The sequence below is a fragment of the Streptomyces sp. YIM S03343 genome (assembly GCF_054729195.1).
Map to the genome: position 1 here is coordinate 6744884 of NZ_JBPUKX010000001.1, position 21668 is coordinate 6766551.

A 21668-nucleotide genomic window follows, 5' to 3' on the forward strand; every position below is an offset into this window, starting at 1 on the left:
CCCGACCGTACAGGGCTAACGGGAACAACGTCCCGTGCCCTGCCCCCGGTTCCGGAAGCCCGCACGGGCAACCGCACGGGCACCCGCCCGGGCCCGCCCCGCGCCGCTCCCGGCGCCCGCCCGGCACGCCCGTCGGCGCAACCCCGTGACCGGCCGTGACGTCAACGGAGACAATGGACCCCGTGCGCTACCGCATTCTCGGCACCACTCAGGCACTCCGCCCCGACGGCACCGCCGTCCCGGTCGGCGGCGCGCGGCTGCGCGCCCTGCTGACCGTCTTCGCCCTCCGCCCCGGCCGTACGGTGCCGGTGAGCGTGCTGGTCGACGAGGTGTGGGACGGCGACCCGCCCGCCGACGCCACCGGCGCGCTCCAGGCCCTGGTGGGGCGACTACGCCGGACCCTCGGTGCGGACGCCGTCACCTCCTCCGCGGGCGGCTACGGTCTTGCCGCCGCCCCCGACGACATCGACCTGCACCGTTTCGAGCGCCTCACGGCCGAGGGCCAGCGCGCCCTGGCCGACGGCGACTCCGCCAAGGCCGCCACCGTGCTCGACGATGCCCTCGGCCTCTGGGGCGGGCCCGCCCTCGCCGATCTGCCCGACCGCAGCTCCCAGGCCGCCCGCTGGGAGACCCGGTACCTGGACGCACGGCGCGCCCGGCTCACCGCCGCGCTCGCCCTCGGCGAGGCCGAGCAGGCGCTGCCGGACCTCTCCGCGCTGTGCGACGACCACCCCCTCGACGAGCCTTTCCAGGCCCTGCGGCTGCGCGCCCTGCGCGACGCGGGCCGCGGCGCGGAGGCGCTGGCCGCCTACGAGGACGTACGGCAGCTCCTCGCCGACCGCCTCGGCTCCGACCCGGGGCCCGAACTGCGGGCGCTGCACACGCAGTTGCTCGTGGGTTGCGATGGCGGCGGCGGGGGTGCGGGCGGGGGCTACGAGCCCGGCGGCGGCACCGTTTTCACGGGAGCCGCTGCCTCTCCCGCCGTCCCCGGCGGCCCCGCGGCCACCCCCGGCGCCGTCCCCGGAGAGACCCCCGCCCCGCCACCACTCGCGGCCCCGGCATCGTCCCCGCAGCCCCCGGCACCCCCCGTACCCCCGCCGTCCACCACCCCCAGCCGCACCCCACCCCCCGGCAACCTCCGCGCCCGCCTCACCTCCTTCGTCGGCCGTGACACCGACATCGACGCCATCCGAGGCGACCTCGCCACCGCCCGCCTGGTCACCCTGCTCGGGCCCGGCGGTGCTGGGAAGACACGGCTGTCGCAGGAGGCCGCCGAGCGCGCCGGGGATGTGTGGCCGGACGGGGTGTGGCTGGCCGAGCTGGCCCCCGTGGACGACCCCGCCGCCGTGCCCGAGGCCGTGCTCACCGCCGTGGGCGCCCGGGAGACCGTGCTGCGCGGCGCCGGTGCCGAGGAGATGCGGGCGGCCGTCGCGGACCGGCACGACGAACCCCTCGAACGGCTCGTCGAACACTGCGCCCGCCGCCGGCTGCTGATCATCCTGGACAACTGCGAGCATGTCGTCGACGCCGCCGCCCGTCTCGTGGCACCCCTCCTGGAGCGCTGCCCCGACCTGACCGTGCTCGCCACCAGCCGTGAACCCCTGGGCGTACCCGGGGAGTTGCTGCGCCCCGTCGAGCCGCTGCCGGAGCCGTACGCGTTGCGGCTGCTCGCCGACCGGGGTGCCGCGGCCCGGCCGGGGTTCAGGACCGGGGACGACCCGGAGGCGTGCGCGGAGATCTGCCGCGGTCTCGACGGGCTGCCCCTCGCCATCGAGCTGGCGGCCGCCCGGCTGCGGATGCTGACCCCGCGCCAGATAGCGGACCGGCTCGACGACCGTTTCCGGCTGCTCACCTCCGGCAGCCGTACCGTCCTGCCCCGCCAGCAGACCCTGCGTGCCGTCGTCGACTGGTCCTGGGAACTGCTCGACGAGGACGAACGGGACGTGCTGCGGCGGCTGTCGGTGTTCGCGGGCGGCTGCGACCTGGCCGCCGCCGAGGCCGTGTGCGGCCCCGCCGCGCTGGAGGTGCTCGGCTCCCTGGTCGACAAGTCCCTTGTGGTGGCCGCCCCTTCGGTCGACGACGGAATGCGCTACCGGCTGCTGGAGACCGTCGCCGAGTACGCCTCCGAACGGCTCGACGAGTCCGGGCAGCGGGCCGGGGCGCAGCGCGCGCATCTGACGTACTACCGCGAACTCGCCCGCACCACCGACCCGTTGCTGCGCGGCGCCACACAGCGCACCGCGACCGGGAGGTTCGAGCGGGAGTACGAGAATCTGCGCACCGCCCTGCGTCATGCCGTCGCCGAACGCGACGAACAGGAGGCGATCTGTCTGATCCTGTCGCTGTCCTGGTACTGGCAGATGCGCGATCTGCGGCTGGAGGCCCGCAACTGGTGCACCGAGGTGATGCCCCTCTGTCCCGACCCGTTCGCCTTGCCGGTCCGGCGGGCCGAACCGGTGTGGGAGCGCCTGACCGCCGCCCCGCCCCCACTGGCGGGCGAACTCCTGGCCGAGGCCCGACGCGGCGTCCATCTCGTCCATCTCTCCTGCATGGACACCGAGTTGGAGGTCTGGGAGTCCCCGAAGGCGCGGGAGAAACTGGGTGCCGTCGCCGAGACCTACGAGCCGGGGATGCCGCAGGTCTGCCGCAGTCCCGGCCTGATCTGGTTCTTCGCGGTGATGCTCACCGGCGGCGCGGAGCGGGTTCCCGAGATCATCGACGCCAATGTCCGCACCTGCCGGGGCACCCCGGGCTACGAGTGGGAGCTCGCCAACTCCCTCCAGTGGCGCGGCAATCTGCTGGCCAACCACAGCGCCCGGGCGAGAGAGGCGATCCGCGACGCCGACGAGGCACTGGAGATCTTCACCCGGCTCGGCGACGACTGGGGTGTCGCCGAGGCACTGTCCGCGCGTGCCGAGGCACACGAACGCACCGGCGCCTACGATCTCGCCGCGGCCGACTACCGGGCGGCGATGGGACGTGCCGAGCACCTCGGTGCCCGCGCCCAGCAGTCCGTGCTCGGCTCCCGGCTCGGCGCCGTGCTGCTGGAGAGCGACCACACCGAGGAGGGCGAGCGGATCCTGCGCGAGGCCATCGACTCCGAGGACGCCGTCTCGACAGAGGCGCGGCCCGCGGCCCGGATCTTCCTCGTCAACTGGCTCAGCCTGACCGGTCGTACCGCCGAGGCGCGCGACCAGATCCGGCAACTGCGCGCGGAGTTCACGGTCGCCCGGTTCGCGTTCTTCGACGCGTTCATCCTCGGCACGGAGGGCTGGGTGGACGCGGTGGAGGAGAAGTGGGAGCCGGCCCTGGGCAAGCTCCGGAACGCCATCGAGCAGTCCGCCGATCCGCTGGCGAGGACGATCGTCCCGCACATGTCGGCCCTCTATCTCGCCATGGCCGGCCTCGTCCTCACCGGAGTCGACGACGGGCGCCTGGTCCGGGACGCCGCCCGCTGCCTGGGCGCCTCCGAGGCGCTGCTGCCGGACGGCCACGTCCAGGTGGCCCTGGAGCGCGAGTGCCGGGCCCGGGCCGAACGCCGGGCCAGGGAACTGCTCGGCGACGAGGAGTTCGAGGCCGCGCGCGCCGAGGGCGGCGGCCTCTCCGTAGAGGAGGCCACCGCCCTGGTCCAGCGGCTGGACTAGCGCCTGGTCAGGCACTCGTGCCTGAGCCGTACCGGCAGGCACCGGATCCGCCCGGGTCAGTTCTTGGTGCGGAACTTGTACACGGCGATCGGTGCCATCACCGCGGTGAGCCCGACCGACCAGGCCAGCGTGATCCACAGAGAGTGGGCCACCGGACCGCCGACCATCAGACCGCGCGCGGTGTCCGCGAGCGCGGACAGCGGGTTGTACTTGGTGAAGGTCTGCAGCCAGCCGGGCATCGTGCCGGTCGGGGTGAAGATCGACGAGCCGAACTGGAGCGGCATCAGCACCAGGAAGCCCATGGCCTGCACGGACTGCGCGCTCTTCATGACCACACCGAGCGTGAGGAACACCCACATCAGCGAGGAGCCGAAGATCACGGACAGTCCCACGGCCTCCATCAGACCGCCCCAGTCGGTGATGTCGAAGCCCACGAGCAGGGCGACGATCATCAGCACGAAGGTGGCGGCCAGCATCCGCATCAGTTCCACGGCGATCTTGGCGAACAGCACCGACCCGCGGCCGATCGGCAGGGACCGGAACCGGTCCATGACACCGGAGTTGAAGTCCGTGTTGAACCCGGTGCCGACCCCCTGGGCCATGTTCATGCCCATCATGGCCATCAGACCCGGGATGACGTACTGGACATAGGCGTCCTGTCCGCCGCCCATCGCCTTGCCGATGGAGCCGCCGAAGACGTACACGAACAGCAGGGTGAAGATCACCGGGAACAGCACGGCGTCGAACATCGACTCCGGGTCCTGGCGGATCCACAGCAGATTGCGGCGGATCAGCGCCCCGGTGTGGCGCAGATGGGCACGCAGTGGGATCGGTGCGTCGGTGAGCTTGCCGGGGGAGGCGGGGGTGAGCGTGGTGGCGGTCATGCGGCGACCTCCTCGCGGTCGTCGGTGCGGGCGATGGTCCGGGCGGCGTCGGCCTCGGTGTCGGCGCGGTGGCCGGTGAGGGAGAGGAACACCTCGTCGAGGCTGGGCAGTTCGGTGGTGATGGAGGCGATGGTGATGCCCCGCGCGGTGACCGCGCCGACCACCGCGGTGAGCTGCTCATCGCTGAGGACGGGCACGCGCACGGTGCCGCTCTGCGGGTCCACGGCGGTCATGGCGAGGCCGGTGATGCCGAGTTCGTCGAGGTAGGCGGCGAGCGGGCGCAGTTGCAGCGGGTCGACCGGCCGTACGGCCAGGGTCCGGCCGCCCACCCGGGCCTTCAGCTCGTCGATGGCGCCGCCGGCGATCACCTTGCCGTGGTCGATCACGGTCAGCTCGGAGGCGAGCTGCTCGGCCTCCTCCATGTACTGGGTGGTGAGCAGCACGGTCACGCCGTCCCCGACCATCGACTCGACCTCGTTCCACACCTCCTTGCGGGTGCGCGGGTCGAGACCGGTGGTGGGCTCGTCCAGGTAGAGCACGGTGGGCCGGCCGATCATGGAGGCGGCGAGGTCCAGCCGCCGCCGCATACCGCCGGAGTACGTCCCGGCGGGCCGCCGCGCTGCCTCGGTCAGCGAGAAACGCTCAAGAAGTGCGTCGGCGCGGGCGCGGGACTCCTTGCGGGACAGGTCCAGCAGCCGCCCGATCATGTAGAGGTTCTCCCAGCCGGGGAGTTTCTCGTCCACCGAGGCGTACTGCCCGGTGAGCCCGATCACCCGCCGCAACTGCCGGGGCTGCTGTACCACGTCGAAACCGGCCACGGTGGCGTGGCCCGCGTCGGGGGCCAGCAGGGTGGACAGGATCCGCACCAGGGTGGTCTTGCCGGCGCCGTTCGGCCCCAGCACCCCCATCACCGTGCCCTCGCGCACCTCCAGGTCGACACCGTCCAGCGCCTTGGTCTCGCCGTAGTGCTTGGCCAGTCCCCGCACGGTGACGGCGGCGCCGCCTCGGCCACTGCCTTCGGAATTCATCTCGATTCGCGTCATGGCAACGAAGGTGCCAGCCGCCACCGACAAACAGCCGACAGCCCGCCTACATCGGACGACAGTTCTTCGACAGTTCACCGATAGGTCGCGATAACTCGCCGATCGGCGACCGACAGCCTGCCGACAGAGCGGTGCCGGTTCAGGCGCAAAAGCCAGGCAGCCCGCCGACGGGGGATGATCGGCGGGCTGCCTGTGGTGCCGCGGTGGACTAAGGGCTGCGCCTGGTGCCGCGGTGGACTATGTACTAATGGACGGAGTGCTCCGCCGTCGGGAAGGTGCCGCCGACCACGTCCTCGGCGAAGGCCTGGGCCGCCGTGGTCATGGTGTCGCGCAGGGCGGCGTACTTCTTGACGAACTTCGGGACCCGGCCCGAGGTCAGACCCATCATGTCCGTCCAGACGAGGACCTGGGCGTCGGTGTCGGGGCCCGCCCCGATGCCGATCGTCGGGATGTGCAGCACACGCGTCACCTCGGCCGCCAGCTCCGCCGGGACCAGCTCCAGCACGACCGCGAACGCGCCCGCGTCCTGGACGGCCTTCGCGTCCCGCAGCAGTTGCTGTGCCGCCTCCTCGCCGCGGCCCTGGACCCGATAGCCCATGGCGTTGACGGACTGCGGGGTCAGGCCGACGTGGGCCATCACGGGGATGCCGGACTCCACGAGGAGTTCGATCTGGCGGTGCGAGCGCTCGCCGCCCTCCAGCTTGACCGCGCCCACCCCGGCCTCCTTGACCAGCCGGGTCGCCGAGCGCAGCGCCTGCACCGGGCCCTCCTGGTAGGAGCCGAACGGCAGGTCGCCGACGATGAGGGCGCGGCTCGTGCCCCGTACCACGGCGGCCGACAGCATGGTCGTCTCGTCCATGGTGACGGGCACCGTCGTCTCGTACCCCAGATGGCAGTTGCCCGCCGAGTCGCCGACCAGCAGGACCGGGATGCCGGCCTCGTCGAACACGGACGCGGTCATCGCGTCGTAGGCGGTGAGCATGGGCCACTTCTCGCCCCGCTCCTTGGCGAGGGCGATGTCCCGGACGGTGATGCGGCGGGTGCTCTTGCCCCCGTACAGCGCTTTGCTGCCGTCGGCGGGCTGTGTCCGGGCAGCGGAAAGCTGCGTCATGGCTATGGCTCCTTCAAGTCATCTCGAGGCACCCTCACGGTGTCCCCGGATCCCCTCCATGGTGGCACCTCGTGCCGGGGAGGGCCAGAGGCCCAACGGCCGTCCCCGCGGCGCACGGCTGCCGCGGCTCCGTCCACGCGCCGCCCCGATGAGAGGCGGCAGCCCACCGTGGGCCGCCCCACACCCCGGCGGAGCCCATCGTGTCGGATTGACGATTACACTGAACCCCGTGCCTCAACTTCGTCTCGCCCTGAATCAGATCGACTCACGCGTCGGTGACATCACCGGAAACACGGAGACGATCCTCCGTTGGACCCGGCACTCCGCCGAACAGGGAGCCCATCTCGTGGCGTTCCCGGAGATGGCGCTGACCGGGTATCCCGTCGAGGACCTGGCCCTGCGCTCGTCCTTCGTAGAGGCCTCCCGCACCGCCCTGCGCACCCTCGCCGCCCGCCTGGAAGAGGAGAGCCTCGGCGAGCTGCCGGTGCTGGTCGGCTACCTCGACCGCAGCGAGCGGGCGCAGCCCAGATACGGCCAGCCCGCCGGCGCCCCGCAGAACGCGGCAGCGGTACTGCACCGCGGCGAGGTGGCCCTCGCCTTCGCCAAGCACCACCTGCCGAACTACGGCGTCTTCGACGAGTTCCGCTACTTCGTGCCCGGCGACACCATGCCTGTCGTAAGGGTGCACGGCGTCGACGTGGCCCTGGCGATCTGCGAGGACCTGTGGCAGGACGGCGGCCGGGTGCCGGCGGCGCGCTCCGCCGGGGCCGGGCTGCTGCTGTCGGTCAACGCGTCGCCGTACGAGCGCGACAAGGACGACACCCGGCTGGAGCTGGTCCGCAAGCGGGCCCAGGAGGCGGGCTGCACCACCGCCTATCTCGCCATGGTGGGCGGCCAGGACGAGCTGGTCTTCGACGGCGACTCGATCGTCGTCGACCGGAACGGCGAGGTCGTCGCACGGGCGCCGCAGTTCGCCGAGGGCTGTGTCGTCCTCGACCTGGACCTGCCCGCCGCCGCGCCCGCGGCCGACGCGCCGACCGGCGTGGTGGACGACGGGCTGCGCATCGACCGGGTGATCCTCTCCGAGGACCCCGTCCCGGCCTACGAGCCCGAGCACACCGGCGTCTACGCCGACCGTCTCGGCGACGAGGAGGAGATCTACTCGGCCCTCGTCACCGGCCTGCGCGCCTACGTCAGGAAGAACGGTTTCCGCTCCGTGCTCATCGGCCTGTCCGGCGGTATCGACTCGGCGCTCGTCGCGTCGATCGCCTGCGACGCGCTGGGCGCCGAGCATGTCTACGGCGTGTCCATGCCGTCGAAGTACTCCTCCGACCACTCCAAGGGCGACGCCGCCGAGCTGGCCCGGCGCACGGGCCTGAACTTCCGTACCGTCTCCATCGAGCCGATGTTCGACGCGTACATGGGAGCAACCGAGCTGACCGGGCTCGCCGAGGAGAACCTCCAGTCCCGGCTGCGCGGCACGCTGCTGATGGCGATCTCCAACGAGGAGGGCCACATCGTCCTCGCCCCCGGCAACAAGTCCGAACTGGCGGTGGGCTATTCGACGCTCTACGGCGACTCGGTCGGCGCGTACGGCCCGATCAAGGACGTCTACAAGACGTCGATCTTCCAGCTCGCCGAGTGGCGCAACCGGGCGGCGCGGGAGCGGGGCGAGACCCCGCCGATCCCGGAGAACTCGATCAGCAAGCCGCCGAGCGCCGAGCTGCGCCCCGGCCAGGTCGACACGGACTCCCTGCCGGACTACCCGATGCTGGACGCGATCCTCGATCTGTACGTCGACCGGGACCAGGGCGCCGACACGATCGTCGCGGCGGGCTTCGACCCGGACCTGGTGACCAAGACGCTGCGCATGGTCGACACGGCCGAGTACAAGCGCCGCCAGTACCCGCCGGGCACCAAGATCTCTGCCAAGGGCTTCGGCAAGGACCGCCGGCTGCCGATCACCAACGGCTGGCGCGAGACCGCCTGAGACGGCGGGCAACGGGAGGGGCTACGGCGCGGAGGGGCGCCCGGAGATCTCCGGGCGCCCCTCCGCGCCGTAGCCCCTGATACGGACTCCGTCAGGACGTCGTGTCCCGGAACTTGACCCGTGCCGCCACCGGCAGATGGTCGCTGGGGGTCTCGGGCAGGGTCCACGAGGTCACCGGATCCACTCCCCTGACCAGGATCTGGTCGATCCGCGCCATCGGGAACGACGCCGGCCAACTGAAGCCGAAGCCGGTGCCCGCCGCGCCCTGGGTGGAACGCATCTGGGAGGTCACGGCGTTGAGCGCGCGGTCGTTCATGGTGCCGTTGAGGTCGCCGAGCAGGACTACCCGGCTGATCGGCTCGTCGGCGATGGCCTCGCCGAGCGCGTTGGCGCTCTTGTCGCGCTGGTGGGCGGTGAATCCCGCCTTCAACTTGACGCGGACGGACGGGAGATGGGCGACGTAGACGGCGATCTTGCCCTGCGGGGCGGCCACCGTGGCCCGCATCGCACGCGTCCAGCCCAGCTTGATGTCGACGGCCTTGACTCCGGTCAGCCGGTACCTGCTCCACAGCCCGACGGTGCCCTGCACCGAGTGGTACTTGTACGTCGACGCCAGCGCGCTCTCGTACACCGGCACCGCGGACGCCTTCAGCTCCTCCAGCGCCACCACGTCGGCACCGGACTGCGCGACGTCCTGGGCGGTGCCGGACGGGTCGGGATTGTCGGCGTTGACGTTGTGGGTGACCACCGTGAGGTCGCCCGCGGCGGTGCCGTCGGTCTTGTCGGTGAGCAGGCTGCCGAAGAGGTTCAGCCAGACCGCGCCGGGCAGCACCACCGCGATCAGCGCGGTCGCCGACTTGCGCACCAGGCCGGCCACCAGCAGCACCGGGATGAGCAGTCCCAGCCAGGGCAGGAACGTCTCGGTCAGGCTGCCGAGGTTGCCTATGCGGTTCGGGATGCGCGAGTGCAGCAGCATCACCAGGGCCAGCAGCACGGCGACGGCGGCAAGGACGATGCCGCGGCGCCAGATTCTCGGGTCGCCGCGCCAGCCGGACACCAGACGGTGCGCGAGGTGCCGCAGCCGGTCCCCCCGGCGCTCGGGACCCGAACCGCCGTTGCCCGTCTCCGCCGCGTACGCCTGCTGCGCCATTCCGTCGCCTCACTGCCTGCCGTGCACACCGTTCGCCCCCGGGGTACGACCCTAGGGGATGTTCGGCTCCGTTCCCGCCGTCCCATGACGGCCGTACGGGCACGAGGACGTGCCTCTGGGCCGGGGGAGTTGCGGTCGAGGGACCGGCGGGCGGGTTCTGTGACGAAACGCGCACATTTTCAGGAGGCCGTACGGGCCTCGGGGTCACCGGGTTTCGCGGGGGCCGCGGGTGCCGTGGGTGCCGCAGGCAGCTCGGCCGTCCCGGCAGCCGGTTCGGCTGTCCCGGCCGGTTCGGACGGGGAACTGACAGGCTGTAGCCCGGCGAGCACCGTGTCGACGATCTGCTCCGACAGGCCCTCGGGCAGGTCACCGTCCGGGCGCATCACCGAGCGCAGCAGCATGGGGCCGACGAACAGATCCTGCGCGAACTCCGGGTCGATGTCGGGCCGCAGCTCGCCGTCGCGCTGGCCGCGCCGTATGACCTCGATGCCGAGCCTGCGCCGCGGTCCGACGACGTTCTTGTCGTACGCGGCCCAGATCCTGGGGCTGCGCTTCATCTGCGAGAAGACGTTGTGCAGCAGGACGGAGGAGCGGCTGGCCACACCCCGGCGGCGCAGGGTCTCCAGGAGGGCGACGAGGTCGTCGCGCATGGAGGTGCCGGGGAGTTCGGGGCCAGGGGGCTCGGCGGCCCGTACGACGTCGACGAACAACGCTTCCTTGTCGCTCCAGCGGCGGTAGATGGTGGCTTTGCCGACACCGGCGGTGCGGGCTATGCGCTCGATGGAGAGCTCCGCGAGCGGCACACCGTCCTCTAGGAGCTTCATCACGCCCTCGACGATCGCGCGTTCCACCGCCTCGCTGCGCGGGCGCCCCCGGGCGGGGCAGGCGGGCCGCAGCGGGCTCTCGGCATCGGTGGCATCGGCGGTCGCGGCGGTGTCGGCAAGGTTCACGTCGGTCCGTCCCTTCGTCGTACGGGAGTTGCCGTGCAGTCTCTCCTGCGCCTGAGCTGCTACTCCACCGCGGCGACCAACTCCTGCTCCTCCTCGCCCTGCTGACGCTTGGGCGGCTTGCCCGGCAGGAAGGCGGCGACCACCAGGGCGCTGATCAGGGCGACACCGGCGCCGCACAGGGCGGTGACGTGCATGGCGTGCAGGAAGGCGTCGTTGGCGGGGCCGATCAGGGCGTTGCCCCGGGGGCCGAGCTTGGCGGCGACACCGAGGGTCGCCTCGATGGACTCGCCCGCGGTGTCGCGCAGACCGGGCGGCAGCAGGCCGAGCTTGCCGTCGATGCCGTTGCGGTACGCCGTGGAGAGCACCGAGCCGAGTACGGCGATACCGAGGGCGCCGCCGACCTGGCGGAAGGTGTTGCTCAGCGCGGACGCGGAGCCGGCCTTCTCGCGGGGCAGGGCCTGCATGATGACGACGCTGGTCGGCGTCATGATGTGCGCCATGCCGGTGCCCATCAGGAAGAAGACCACTTCGAGCAGCCAGATCGGGGTGTCCGCCTGGAAGGTCGCAAAGGCGGCGAGCGTCGCCGCGAGCACGACCAGGCCCGTGGTGGTGGTCGCCTTGTTGCCGAACCGGTCGACGAGCAGCCGGGCGCGCGGCGCGAAGATCAACTGTGCGGCGGCGAGCGGCAGCAGCAGCACACCGGACTGCAACGGCGAGTAGCCCCGAACGCTCTGGGTGTAGAAGACGCTGAAGAACGTGACGCCCATCAGCGCGAAGAACACCAGGGCGATGGCGCTCATGGCCGCCGAGAAGACCTTGTTCTTGAAGTAGGTGACATCGAGCGACGGGTGGTCGCTGCGCTTCTCGAAGATCACGAAGCCGGTCAGGACGGCGAGCCCGGCGAAGATGGTCGCGAGGACGGTGCCGTTGGTGAAGTCGGCGAGTTCGCCGCCCTTGATGATGCCGTAGACGAGCAGGACCAGGCCGACCACGGACAGCACGACGCCGACGGGGTCGACACGGCCGGGGCGCGGGTCGCGGGAGTCGGGCACCAGCCACACCATCAGGGCGAGTGCGATCAGCACGATCGGCACGTTGACGAGGAACACGGAGCCCCACCAGAAGTGGTCGAGCAGCAGACCGCCGGTGATCGGGCCTATGGCGATGGCGAGGCCCACACCGCCCGCCCAGATGCCGATGGCCTTGGGCTGCTCCTCGCGCTCGAAGACGTTCATGAGCACGGCGAGGGTGGCTGGCATGACGAACGCGGCACCGAGGGCCATCAGGGCGCGGAAGGCGATCAGCTGGCCCGGCGAGCCGGACTCGGCGGCGAGTGCGGAGCCGATACCGAACACGACAAGCCCGCCCAGCAGGGTCTTCTTGCGGCCGATGCGGTCGCCGAGGAGCCCGGCGGTGAAGAGGAGACCGGCGAAGACGAGCGTGTAGGCGTTGATCGCCCACTCCAGCTCGCTCTGGGTGGCGCCGAGGCCGGTCGGGGCGGGCGTGGAGATCGTCTTGATCGCCACGTTCAGGATGGAGTTGTCGAGCACCACGATCAGCAGGCTCAGCATCAGCGCGCCGAGGATCGCCCAGCGGCGCCGGTGCACGGCCTCCGGTATACGCGAGCCGGTCGCGGGGCTGTCGGCAGGAGTAGTCATGCGGTACAGCGTAGGGCAGTTCCGATACGAGACCGTCTCGTATCGGAAATATTTTACCGAGGTCTTACGAGACACCTCCGACTGTCAGCGGCTCGGAGGAGGGGGCAAGCTATGCAGCCGACCCGAGCTGCAACCCCCTCGGGGCGCGGGGCTGTATCGATATGCGGCTCCGCCGCGCGGGCGCGAGCAGCCAGGACGGACCCGCGCCCGCCCACGGCGAAACAGCGCCCCCTCGGCAAAAGCCGGCGCCCGCTCCCCGGCCACGGCCGGGGAGCGGGCGCCGGTGGCAGCCGATGGTGTCAGTGCCGGCGAGACGTCCGGTACGACTCCACGTAGCCGGAGGCAGGCGTGCCGACGCCGGTCACGGTGTCGTACCCCTTGACCGCCGACAGCGAGCTGTCCTTGCCGAGGCTGCGGACCGATGTGCTCAGCCCACCCGTCGCGTCGAAGCCGTTCACGAAGTCGACCCGTGCCACGGCGAGCTCCTTGCCCGTGGGCGTGTCGGTCACGTCGTGGTACGCCTTCGACCCGTACTTGGCGTAGATCGCCGGGTTCGCGAACCCGATCGCCTTGCCGCCACGCGCCTCCTGGGCGAGCGCCTGGACCGCCGCGATGACCGGCGCCGCCAGCGACGTGCCGCCGATGCGGTACTCGCTGTATTGCTCCGACCCGTCCGGGAAGGTCTGCGTCTGGCCGACCTTGAAGCCGGTGTTCGGGTCGGCGATCGCCGAGATGTCCGGGACCACACGGTTGCCGGAGGCGTTGTTCGCCTTGGCGAGCGCGTCCGGGACGACACCCTTCTGGTACGCCGGCTCGGACACCGTCGCACTGGTCCCGCCGCCCGCACCGGAGGTGAACGCGCCGGGGAAGCCCGTCCAGCTCGTGCCGTCGGTCGACAGCACGGCCTTCTCGGTGCCCCAGCCGGTCTCCCACAGGTACGTGTCGTTCTTGCCGACCGCCAGCGAGGTGCCGCCGACCGCCGTCACCCAGGCCGAGTTGGCCGGGGTGTCGACCTGCTTCGTCCCGGTGTTGGCGACCTCGTCGCCGTTGTCACCGGAGGAGAAGTAGAAGCCGATGCCCTCGACCGCGCCGAACTGGAACACCTGGTCGTAGGCGGCCGCGAGGTCGGGCGTCTGGTTCGCCTCGATGTCGCCCCAGGAGTTGGAGACGATGTCGGCCAGGTGGTTGTCGACGACCTTGCTGAGCGAGTCGAGCAGGTCGTCGTCGTAGCAGGACGCGGCACCCACGTAGGTGATGTTCGCGCCCGGCGCGACGGCGTGCACGGCCTCGACGTCGAGGGTCTCCTCGCCGTACCAGCCCGCAGCCCCGCACTCCACGGTCTTGGTGTACTTCTTCGGCAGCACCTGGCGCAGCTGCCCGGTGCTGTAGGCGGCGTCGCCGTGCTTCTTCGCGTAGGTCGCCGCGTCGTAGGCGATCGTCGGCGAGGCGAACGCGTCGGTGATGGCCACGCGGACGCCCTTGCCCGTGCGGCTGCCGGCGCCGTACGCGGCCCGCAGCTGCTTGCCCGTGTAGCCCTGGACGGCGTACGGGATCTTGGTGCCGTACGCGTCCGGCAGGGTGGTCGCGATGTTCGAGCCGTAGTACGAGGAGAACGGCCCGGAGTTCTTGAACACCGAGTCAGGCGGAGGCAGTTGGTCGTCGTGGCTCGCCTTGTGCGGCGCGTTGTCCAGGCCGGTGACGGTCAGGACGGCGCCGTTCAGGGACTCCGGGGCCGAGGCCGTGTGCTGCGGCGCACGGTAGGTCTTGGAACCCTTGGCGTAGTTGTGCAGCTGTGTGCCGAACGCCTTCTCGGCGGCGGACACATCGCCGGTGACGGCGACGTAGTGCTGCGTGACGGACGTGACCTCCAGGCCCGCCGACGTCAGCCACGACTTCACCGCGGCCAGCTGGGCCGCGGTCGCGCCGTAGCGCGCCTGTGCCTGCTGGGCGCTCAGATACCTGCCGTACGAGCGCGAGGACGGGTCGGACACGGCCTTGGCGTAGGCGGCGAGTCCGGCCGCGTCCCTGCCGGCGAGGTAGACCCGCGCGGACACTTGGGCGCCGTTCGATGTGGCGCCCTTGTCCGTCTTGGCCGTGGCCCACGCGGGCTTGGTGCCCGCGAGCGTGTCACGGCCCGGGTTGTCCGCGGCGTTGGCCGCGGGAGTGCCGAGCGCCAGCGCCCCGGCGAGCATGGGCAGTGCCGCTGCCATGCTCACCCCGGCGCGTACCTTGGCGCGATTGGATCTCATAGAACCCCCTGCTATGCGGTTCGTCGCATGGGTGTCGGTCGTCGTCGATCCGCGGCGGTATCCCCGGAGCCGAACACGTCCGGGAATGGATCACACGATGAACGCCACTCTTTCGATGAACCGTTCATGCCAGGGGAATGGACAGGCCAAGAGAAACCCAAGGAACCGTCAGGAAGGGTGATGTGAGGGGATTTCAGCCCCCTCCACACGAGGATCGCGGCCTCTCATTCGAAAAGGCGGCCTACGAACGAGGTTTCGCCCCCCGCTCCTTCAGCATGTCCGCCATCAGCCGGATCTCCGACTGCTGCGCCGCCACCATGCCCTGCGCCAGCCGCTTCTCCACGCCCACCGTGCACCGGGCGGCACAGCCCTCGGCCATGTGGACACCGCCCTTGTGATGGTCCGTCATGAGCTGGAGATAGAGGATCTCGGCCTGCTTGCCGCTGAGCTTCTGGAGCTTCGCCAGTTCGGTGTCGGTCGCCATGCCCGGCATCAGCGCGCCGTCTTTGCCGGAGGCCATGTCGCCCATGCCCATCCAGGTCATCGGCGGATCCGCGGACACCTTCGGCAGCCCCCACAGATCCAGCCAGCCCAGCAGCATGCCGCGTTGGTTGGCCTGGGTCTGCGAGATGTCGTAGGCGAGCCGCCGTACCTCCTCGTCGTCCGTGCGGTCGCGCACGATGTACGACATCTCGACGGCCTGCTGATGGTGCACCGCCATGTCCCGCGCGAAGCCCGCGTCCGCCGAGCCGGCCGACGGGACCTTCAGGGTGGCCGGTGCGGAGGAGCCGCCCTCGGCGAGCGCATACGTGGCCGCACCGGCCGCGACCAGGACCGCCGCCGCGGCCCCCGTGATCCAGCCGATGTGCCGCCGCCTCACTTCATCGTCCCGCCGGTGCACGACGCGCCCGGCTCAGGGGTCTGCGAACCCTGCACATAGCTGCTGAAGAACTTGTTCACCGCCGGGTCGCTCGCGCTCTTGACGGTCAGCTGATGCCCCCAGGCCGACAGCATGATCGTGCCGGACTGGCTCGGGTACGGGCTCATCAGTGTGTACGGCGTCTGCTTCACCTTCGCCGCGAGCGCGGCGATGTCCGACTTGACTGCCTTGCTGTTGTACGTCACCCAGACCGCGCCGTGCTCCAGGGAGTGCACGGCGTTCACGTCCTTCACCGGTGAGGTGTAGACGTTGCCGTTGCAGTTCAGCCACACCGGGTTGTGGTTGCCGCCGACCGGCGGGTGCATCGGGTAGTTCACGGTGGTGGTGACATGGGTGCGCGACAGCTTCCCCGACCAGACCTGCACGCCGTCCTTGCCGGTGGTGAAGTGGCCCGAGTCCCCGGCCGAGCCCTTGGCGCTGCTCGTGCTGCTGCTCTTGCCGGAGTTGTCCGACTGCGAGCGGACCAGGACGACACCGCCCACCACCAGGGCGGTGACGACGGCGACGCTGGCGCCGATGGTCAGGATCCGGTTGCGGCGCTCGCGGGCGGCCTCCGCGCGCCGCATCTCCTCTATGCGCGCCTTGCGCTCGGTATTACTGCTCTTCTTCTTCGCGGAACCCATGGGAAGCGTCCTTCTGCGGGAAAGGGTGGGGATGGCAGGGTCCGCCGATCGTAATGGGGAGGGTGGGACGCGAGAGGGGGCGGGGCGGGGAACGGCCGGATCGATACGTTCCCGACAGGTTCGGGGGTCCGGGCCGAGGTCCGCGGGCCCGGGCCGGACAGTCACCGGACCCGCCACCGGACAGTCACCGGACAGTCACGATTGTCCACGAACCCGGTCGGAAGGGACCTTCGGCCCGATCGGGAAGGACTCATGACCGGTCAGAAATGTTGAACCGGGGATGCGTATTACCTACTCTTCGGCCATGCGGCTCCTGCGCTCCACCGACCTGGCCCTACGGGTCCTGATGAGGCTTGCCGTGACGACCCGGACCAACCCCACGACGCGCGACGTCGCGTCCGACATGGGTGTTCCCTACACGCACACCGCGAAGGTGGTGGCCGAACTCCAGCACATGGGCCTGGTGGACGCCCGCCGCGGGCGGGGCGGCGGGCTGTCGCTCTCCGAGCGGGGCCTTACCGCGTCGGTCGGCCGGGTGGTGCGCGCCTTCGAGGGCGAGGGCGAGGTTGTGGAGTGCGAGGGCGAGACCCCTTGCCCGCTGCACTCCGACTGCCGGCTGCGCGGTGCGCTGCGCCGGGCCCAGGAGGCGTTCTTCTCCTCGCTGGACCCGGTCACCGTCGCCGACATGGTCACCACACCGACGGGCCCGCTGCTGCTGGGGATCTCGCGGGCCGCTCCTCAGGCGGGCTGATCAGCCGGGCTGATCAAGTCCTGATCAGGCGGGCTGATCAGTCCTGGGCGAGCCACAGGTCGGGACCGAACACCTCGTAGTGGATGTCGGCCGGGGCGACGCCCTTCCCGATGAGCTGGGTGCGCACCGAGCGCATGAAGGGCAGCGGACCGCACAGGTAGGCGCGGGTGCCCGGCGCCACCTCGACCTCGGCGAGGTCGACCAGACCGGTGCCGGTGCCCGCGGGGGCGTCCTGCTCGTACCAGAAGTGCGCCGCCGCGTCGTGCAGCTTGCCGGTGTATGCCTCGTGCTCGGCGCGCAGCGCGTGGCGGGCGGGGGAGCGGTCGCCGTGCACCACGGTGACCGGGGCGCGGTGGCCGGTCTCGGAGAGCTGGGCCAGCATCGCGATCACCGGGGTGACGCCGATACCGGCGGAGGCCAGCAGCAGCGGGGTGTCGGCCGCGTTCTCCAGGACGAGGTCGCCGTAGGCCTCGGACAGCTCCAGGACACTGCCCTCGATCATGTGCGCGTGGAGGTGGTTGGAGACCTCGCCCTCCGGCGCGCCGTCCTCGCCGCTCACCCGCTTGACGCTGATCTGCCGCTCGACGGCGGAGGGGGCGCCGGTGAGGCTGTACTGGCGGATCTGGCGGGCGCCGTCCGGCAGGGCGACGCGGACGCTGACGTACTGCCCGGCGCGGAACGGGGCCACCTCGCCGCCGTCGACCGGGCGCAGCCGGAAGGTGGTGACGTCGACGGTCTCGGCGATGCGCTCGACGACCTCCCACCGGCGCCAGGAGGCGCCGCCGCGCTCGTCGTAGAGGCGCTGCTCGGCGGCGATGAGGGCGTTGGCCATCAGCCAGTAGACCTCGTCCCAGGCGGCCGCGACCTCGGGGGTGACGGCCTCGCCGAGCACCTCGACGATCGCGGCGAACAGGTGTTCGTGGACGATCGGGTACTGGTCGGCGGTGATGCCCAGGGACGCGTGTTTGTGGGCTATTCGGCTGAGTACCGCGTCGGGGCGCCGCTCCGGGTGTTCCACGAGGTACGTGGCGAACGCCGCGATCGAGCCCGCGAGGGCCTGCTTCTGGGTGCCGGCGGCCTGGTTGCCGCGGTTGAACAGATCACGGAGCAGTTCCGGGCGGGCGGCGAACATCTTCGGGTAGAAGCGGGAGGTGATGTCGCCGATGGCCGCACCGACCACGGGGAGGGTGGCGCGGACGGTGGCGGCGGACTGCTCGGACAGCATGGGAGCTCCTCGGAACTCGTGGGTTCGATGGCGGTCTCCATTAAAACTGGTATCTGAGATTCAAATTAAGGCGGGGTGGGCGTTACGACGCGGCCGTTACGAATGTCGGTGCGAGCAGGCAAGATGGGCGGTGGAGCACTACACCTGAGGGACGTGGAGCACCACACCCGAGGGACATGAAGCCGTACACCCGAGGGACGGTGGAGCAGTACACCCGAGGGACACGAGCCGTTCAGGCCGGGTACCGCCGCACGATCAAGGTCGGCAACGCGCGTGAAATGCTGTTGTGGTGGGATGCTCAGGTGCCCGACCGCCTGCGCCGGCTCCCGGAGAAAGGCGGCCTGACCAGCAAGGATGGGGAAGCGGAAGATGGACAAGCAGCAGGAGTTCGTGCTCCGGACGTTGGAGGAGCGCGACATCCGGTTCGTACGCCTGTGGTTCACGGACGTGCTGGGCTTTCTGAAGTCGGTCGCCGTGGCCCCCGCCGAGCTGGAGGGAGCCTTCGACGAGGGCATCGGCTTCGACGGCTCGGCGATCGAGGGCTTCGCCCGGGTCTACGAGTCCGACATGATCGCCAAGCCGGACCCGTCGACCTTCCAGGTGCTGCCGTGGCGCGCGGAGACTCCGGGCACCGCCCGGATGTTCTGCGACATCCTCATGCCGGACGGCTCACCGTCCTTCGCGGACCCGCGCTACGTCCTCAAGCGCGCCCTGGCCCGCGCCTCCGACCTCGGCTTCACCTTCTACACGCACCCCGAGATCGAGTTCTTCCTCCTCAAGGACCGCCCGCTGGACGGCTCCCGCCCCACCCCGGCCGACAATTCGGGTTACTTCGATCACACCCCGACGAGCGTCGGCATGGACTTCCGCCGCACGGCGATCACCATGCTGGAGTCGATGGGCATCTCGGTGGAGTTCTCCCACCACGAGGGCGCCCCCGGCCAGCAGGAGATCGACCTGCGGTACGCGGATGCGCTCTCCACCGCCGACAACATCATGACCTTCCGGCAGGTCATGAAGCAGGTCGCACTGGAGCAGGGCGTGCAGGCGACGTTCATGCCGAAGCCGTTCTCCGAGCACCCCGGCTCGGGCATGCACACCCACCTCTCCCTCTTCGAGGGCGACCGCAATGTGTTCTACGAGTCCGGCTCGGAGTACCAGCTCTCCAAGGTCGGCCGTTCCTTCATCGCGGGCCTGCTGCGGCACGCGGCGGAGATCGCCGCGGTCACCAACCAGTGGGTCAACTCCTACAAGCGCATCTGGGGCGGCGCGGCCCGCACGGCGGGCGCGGGCGGCGAGGCCCCGTCGTACATCTGCTGGGGCCACAACAACCGCTCGGCCCTGGTCCGCGTCCCGATGTACAAGCCCGGCAAGACCGGCTCCGCGCGCGTCGAGGTCCGTTCCCTGGACTCGGGCGCCAACCCGTACCTCGCCTACGCCGCCCTCCTTGCCGCCGGCCTCAAGGGCATCGAGGAGAGCTACGAACTCCCCCCGGGCGCCGAGGACGACGTCTGGGCCCTCTCCGACGCCGAACGCCGCGCCATGGGCATCGAACCCCTCCCCCAGAACCTCGGCGAGGCGCTGACCCTCATGGAACGCAGCGACCTCGTGGCCGAAACCCTCGGCGAACACGTCTTCGATTTCTTCCTCCGCAACAAGCGGCAGGAGTGGGAGGAATACCGGTCTGAGGTGACGGCATTCGAGCTGCGGAAGAACCTGCCGGTGCTGTAGGGGCAGGTCAGAGGGGGATTTCCCACCAGTTCGACGCCTGGGGCCGACGGTCGCGTACCGTCGGCCCCAGCATGGCATGCAGTTTCTGGCGGAGTGGGAGCGTTCCGCCCCGCTGCCCGCCGACCTGAGCCAGGTCGGCGAGTCCCAGCTCGCACTCGCCCTGTGTCACCGCGACGGGCGGATCCGTCAGGAGGCGGTGCGCCGGTCGGTCCGTCACCCCGGTCTGCTGCCGTTGATCGTGATCCGCTGCGCCGACTGGGCCGACCCGGTGCGCGAGTGTGCCCGGCAGTTGCTGCGCGAGGCCCTGGATGCGGACTCCGCCCCGGGCCTCGCACCGCTCATCCTCCGTGTCGGCCGCCGTGGCAGAGGTGGCTTCGGCATTGATGTGCTCGGTCGGGTGCTGCGCCGGGCGTCCCGCGGGCAGCTCGGTGTTCTCTTCACCGATCCTGACCGCATCGTCCGGCGGTTCGCGTACCGGCTGGCAGTGGAGGGTCGGCTGCTTCGTCCCGCCGAGCTGGCCCGTGCGGCCGCCCAGGACGAGGATGCGGTGGTCCAGGACCTCTGACCTCCGTGATTTCCGGGCCGTCAGGCCGCTGCACGGCAGGCACACCCACTTCCGGATCCTCCCCGACGACCTCTGACCGGGGGACCGGGGCACGGGTGGTGTGTCCGGGCCGGCCGGGGCGGGGGTTTGTCCTCTCCGGCCGGCCCGGGGCGGGTCAGGAGGTCCAGACGCCTGTGATGTCGTTCGCCGAGGCGGCGGATCCTGCGTGGGTGGTGAGGTTCTGGGTGTCTTCCAGGGTGCGCAGGAGGTCGTAGTGGTTGTAGCTCGACGAGGTGGAGGAGCCCGGGGTCACCTGCTGGCCGTAGAGGACCGTCGGGATGCGGTTGTCCGTGGTGCCGTTGTCCTCGTCGAAGGTGATGACCAGGAGGCTGTTGTGGGTGCGGGCCCACGTGGCGTAGGCGCCCAGGTTGTTCTTCAGCCAGGTGTCGCCCGTCGCCACCGAGCAGTCGTGCATGTCGCTGCACAGGTTCGGGACGACGTACGACATCTGCGGCAGCGTCGAGTAGTCCGTGGGGAACTGCGCGAAGGTCTTGGCCGAGGACGTGGGTACGTTGCTGAAGCCGAACCACGGGTTGTGCTTCTGCGCGTACTTGCCGCTGGTGCACACAGTCGAGCCCTGGCTGGGCAGCGACTCGTTGTAGCTGGCCCACGTCCGCCCGGCGGCGAGCACCTCCGAGGCGAGGTTCGCGGCCGACGAGAAGCCCGGGGTGACACAGCTGTCGTTCGTGATGCCCTGCGTCGAGCCCGAGAACATCGCGTAGTAGTTCGGCTGGCTCGGGTGGGTCTCGGCGTGCGCCTGACCGAGGTTGGCACCGCCCGACTTCAGCGAGTTGATGTACGGCGCGTTCGACGAGCCGATCACCTGGCTGTAGCCGTGGTTCTCGAAGACCACGACCACCACGTGGTCCGGTGCCGGTACGGCGGACGCCGCCCGCGCGGGGCCGGTCCCTACGAGGGCAGCGGCCGCTGCCGCCGTCAGCGCCAGGGCAGATGCCAGTGCTGTGCGTCCACGGCGGCGGGGCGTGGGCGTGGACTCGGACGTGGAACCAGAGTGCTGTGGTGCGTTGCCGGACACATCGACCTCCGGTGGGGGATGCGGGGGAGGGTGCGTGGTAGTGCGGTGTGCGGTGCGCAGAGTGTGCAGCGTGCGCACG

At 70.7% G+C, this 21668-nt stretch carries 16 protein-coding genes and 1 pseudogene; 6 read left to right on the forward strand and 11 right to left on the reverse strand.

The genetic code is table 11. From position 1 onward, the window contains the following. Positions 1-173: 173 nt before the first annotated feature. Positions 174-3644 carry an AfsR/SARP family transcriptional regulator gene (locus ACSYGN_RS29865; protein ID WP_460401021.1) on the forward strand — a complete coding sequence of 1157 codons (3471 nt, stop codon included), beginning with the start codon at positions 174-176 and terminating at the stop codon, positions 3642-3644. 56 nt (positions 3645-3700) lie between these two features. On the opposite strand, the gene ACSYGN_RS29870 is transcribed toward ACSYGN_RS29865, so the two are convergent. The 3 genes from ACSYGN_RS29870 to panB all read right to left on the reverse strand — a co-directional run bounded on the left by ACSYGN_RS29870 (position 3701) and on the right by panB (position 6682). Next, positions 3701-4528 (reverse strand): ABC transporter permease, encoded by an 828-nt coding sequence (locus ACSYGN_RS29870; RefSeq protein ID WP_460401023.1) that lies wholly within the window; start codon positions 4526-4528, stop codon positions 3701-3703. Continuing rightward, positions 4525-5571, reverse strand: a complete 1047-nt coding sequence (locus ACSYGN_RS29875) for an ATP-binding cassette domain-containing protein (RefSeq protein ID WP_460401025.1) — start codon at positions 5569-5571, stop codon at positions 4525-4527. Before ACSYGN_RS29875 ends, ACSYGN_RS29870 begins: the two co-directional genes overlap by 4 nt. A 244-nt stretch (positions 5572-5815) precedes the next feature. After that, positions 5816-6682 (reverse strand): 3-methyl-2-oxobutanoate hydroxymethyltransferase, encoded by an 867-nt coding sequence (gene panB, locus ACSYGN_RS29880; protein ID WP_460401027.1) that lies wholly within the window; start codon positions 6680-6682, stop codon positions 5816-5818. A 229-nt stretch (positions 6683-6911) separates the two neighbouring features. Between panB and ACSYGN_RS29885 the strand changes: the two genes are divergently transcribed. Further along, positions 6912-8672, forward strand: a complete 1761-nt coding sequence (locus tag ACSYGN_RS29885; RefSeq protein WP_460401029.1) for an NAD+ synthase — start codon at positions 6912-6914, stop codon at positions 8670-8672. Positions 8673-8763: 91 nt separating this feature from the next. Here the strand turns inward: ACSYGN_RS29885 and ACSYGN_RS29890 are convergent, their stop codons facing one another. The 6 genes from ACSYGN_RS29890 to ACSYGN_RS29915 form a co-directional block, all read right to left on the reverse strand. Further along, a complete protein-coding gene (locus ACSYGN_RS29890; protein ID WP_460401031.1) occupies positions 8764-9822 on the reverse strand; it encodes an endonuclease/exonuclease/phosphatase family protein in 1059 nt (352 codons plus the stop codon). A gap of 179 nt (positions 9823-10001) precedes the next feature. Continuing rightward, on the reverse strand, positions 10002-10646 hold the full coding sequence (locus ACSYGN_RS29895; RefSeq protein WP_460403821.1) for a TetR/AcrR family transcriptional regulator: 645 nt from the start codon (positions 10644-10646) through the stop codon (positions 10002-10004). Positions 10647-10831: 185 nt separating this feature from the next. Then, complete coding sequence (locus ACSYGN_RS29900; RefSeq protein WP_460401033.1) at positions 10832-12430, reverse strand: MFS transporter; 1599 nt, start codon at positions 12428-12430, stop codon at positions 10832-10834. A gap of 299 nt (positions 12431-12729) precedes the next feature. After that, positions 12730-14679, reverse strand: a complete 1950-nt coding sequence (locus tag ACSYGN_RS29905; protein WP_460401035.1) for a S53 family peptidase — start codon at positions 14677-14679, stop codon at positions 12730-12732. Between the two features lie 241 nt (positions 14680-14920). Then, the gene (locus ACSYGN_RS29910; protein ID WP_460401037.1) at positions 14921-15559 is read right to left on the reverse strand and encodes a DUF305 domain-containing protein; all 639 of its coding nucleotides are present in this window, start codon (positions 15557-15559) and stop codon (positions 14921-14923) included. After that, on the reverse strand, positions 15556-16242 hold the full coding sequence (locus ACSYGN_RS29915) for a DUF3105 domain-containing protein (RefSeq protein WP_460401039.1): 687 nt from the start codon (positions 16240-16242) through the stop codon (positions 15556-15558). Before ACSYGN_RS29915 ends, ACSYGN_RS29910 begins: the two co-directional genes overlap by 4 nt. 304 nt (positions 16243-16546) lie before the next feature. Here ACSYGN_RS29915 and ACSYGN_RS29920 point away from each other — a divergent pair, with 304 nt between their 5' ends. Then, positions 16547-16993 (forward strand): RrF2 family transcriptional regulator, encoded by a 447-nt coding sequence (locus ACSYGN_RS29920; RefSeq protein ID WP_460401041.1) that lies wholly within the window; start codon positions 16547-16549, stop codon positions 16991-16993. Positions 16994-17030: 37 nt separating this feature from the next. Here the strand turns inward: ACSYGN_RS29920 and ACSYGN_RS29925 are convergent, their stop codons facing one another. After that, positions 17031-18218 carry a globin domain-containing protein gene (locus ACSYGN_RS29925; protein ID WP_460401043.1) on the reverse strand — a complete coding sequence of 396 codons (1188 nt, stop codon included), beginning with the start codon at positions 18216-18218 and terminating at the stop codon, positions 17031-17033. A 369-nt stretch (positions 18219-18587) separates the two neighbouring features. On the opposite strand from ACSYGN_RS29925, the gene ACSYGN_RS29930 reads away from it, so the two are divergent. The 3 genes and pseudogenes from ACSYGN_RS29930 to ACSYGN_RS29940 form a co-directional block, all read left to right on the forward strand. Next, a complete protein-coding gene (locus ACSYGN_RS29930; protein ID WP_460401045.1) occupies positions 18588-19949 on the forward strand; it encodes a glutamine synthetase family protein in 1362 nt (453 codons plus the stop codon). Between the two features lie 76 nt (positions 19950-20025). Then, complete coding sequence (locus ACSYGN_RS29935; RefSeq protein ID WP_460401047.1) at positions 20026-20514, forward strand: hypothetical protein; 489 nt, start codon at positions 20026-20028, stop codon at positions 20512-20514. Further along, a pseudogene (locus tag ACSYGN_RS29940) lies at positions 20507-20590 on the forward strand (VapC toxin family PIN domain ribonuclease); the annotation flags it as partial. The gene ACSYGN_RS29935 and the pseudogene ACSYGN_RS29940, both read left to right, overlap by 8 nt. 78 nt (positions 20591-20668) lie before the next feature. Here the strand turns inward: ACSYGN_RS29940 and ACSYGN_RS29945 are convergent. Further along, positions 20669-21589 (reverse strand): alkaline phosphatase family protein, encoded by a 921-nt coding sequence (locus tag ACSYGN_RS29945; RefSeq protein WP_460401049.1) that lies wholly within the window; start codon positions 21587-21589, stop codon positions 20669-20671. Positions 21590-21668: the final 79 nt, after the last annotated feature.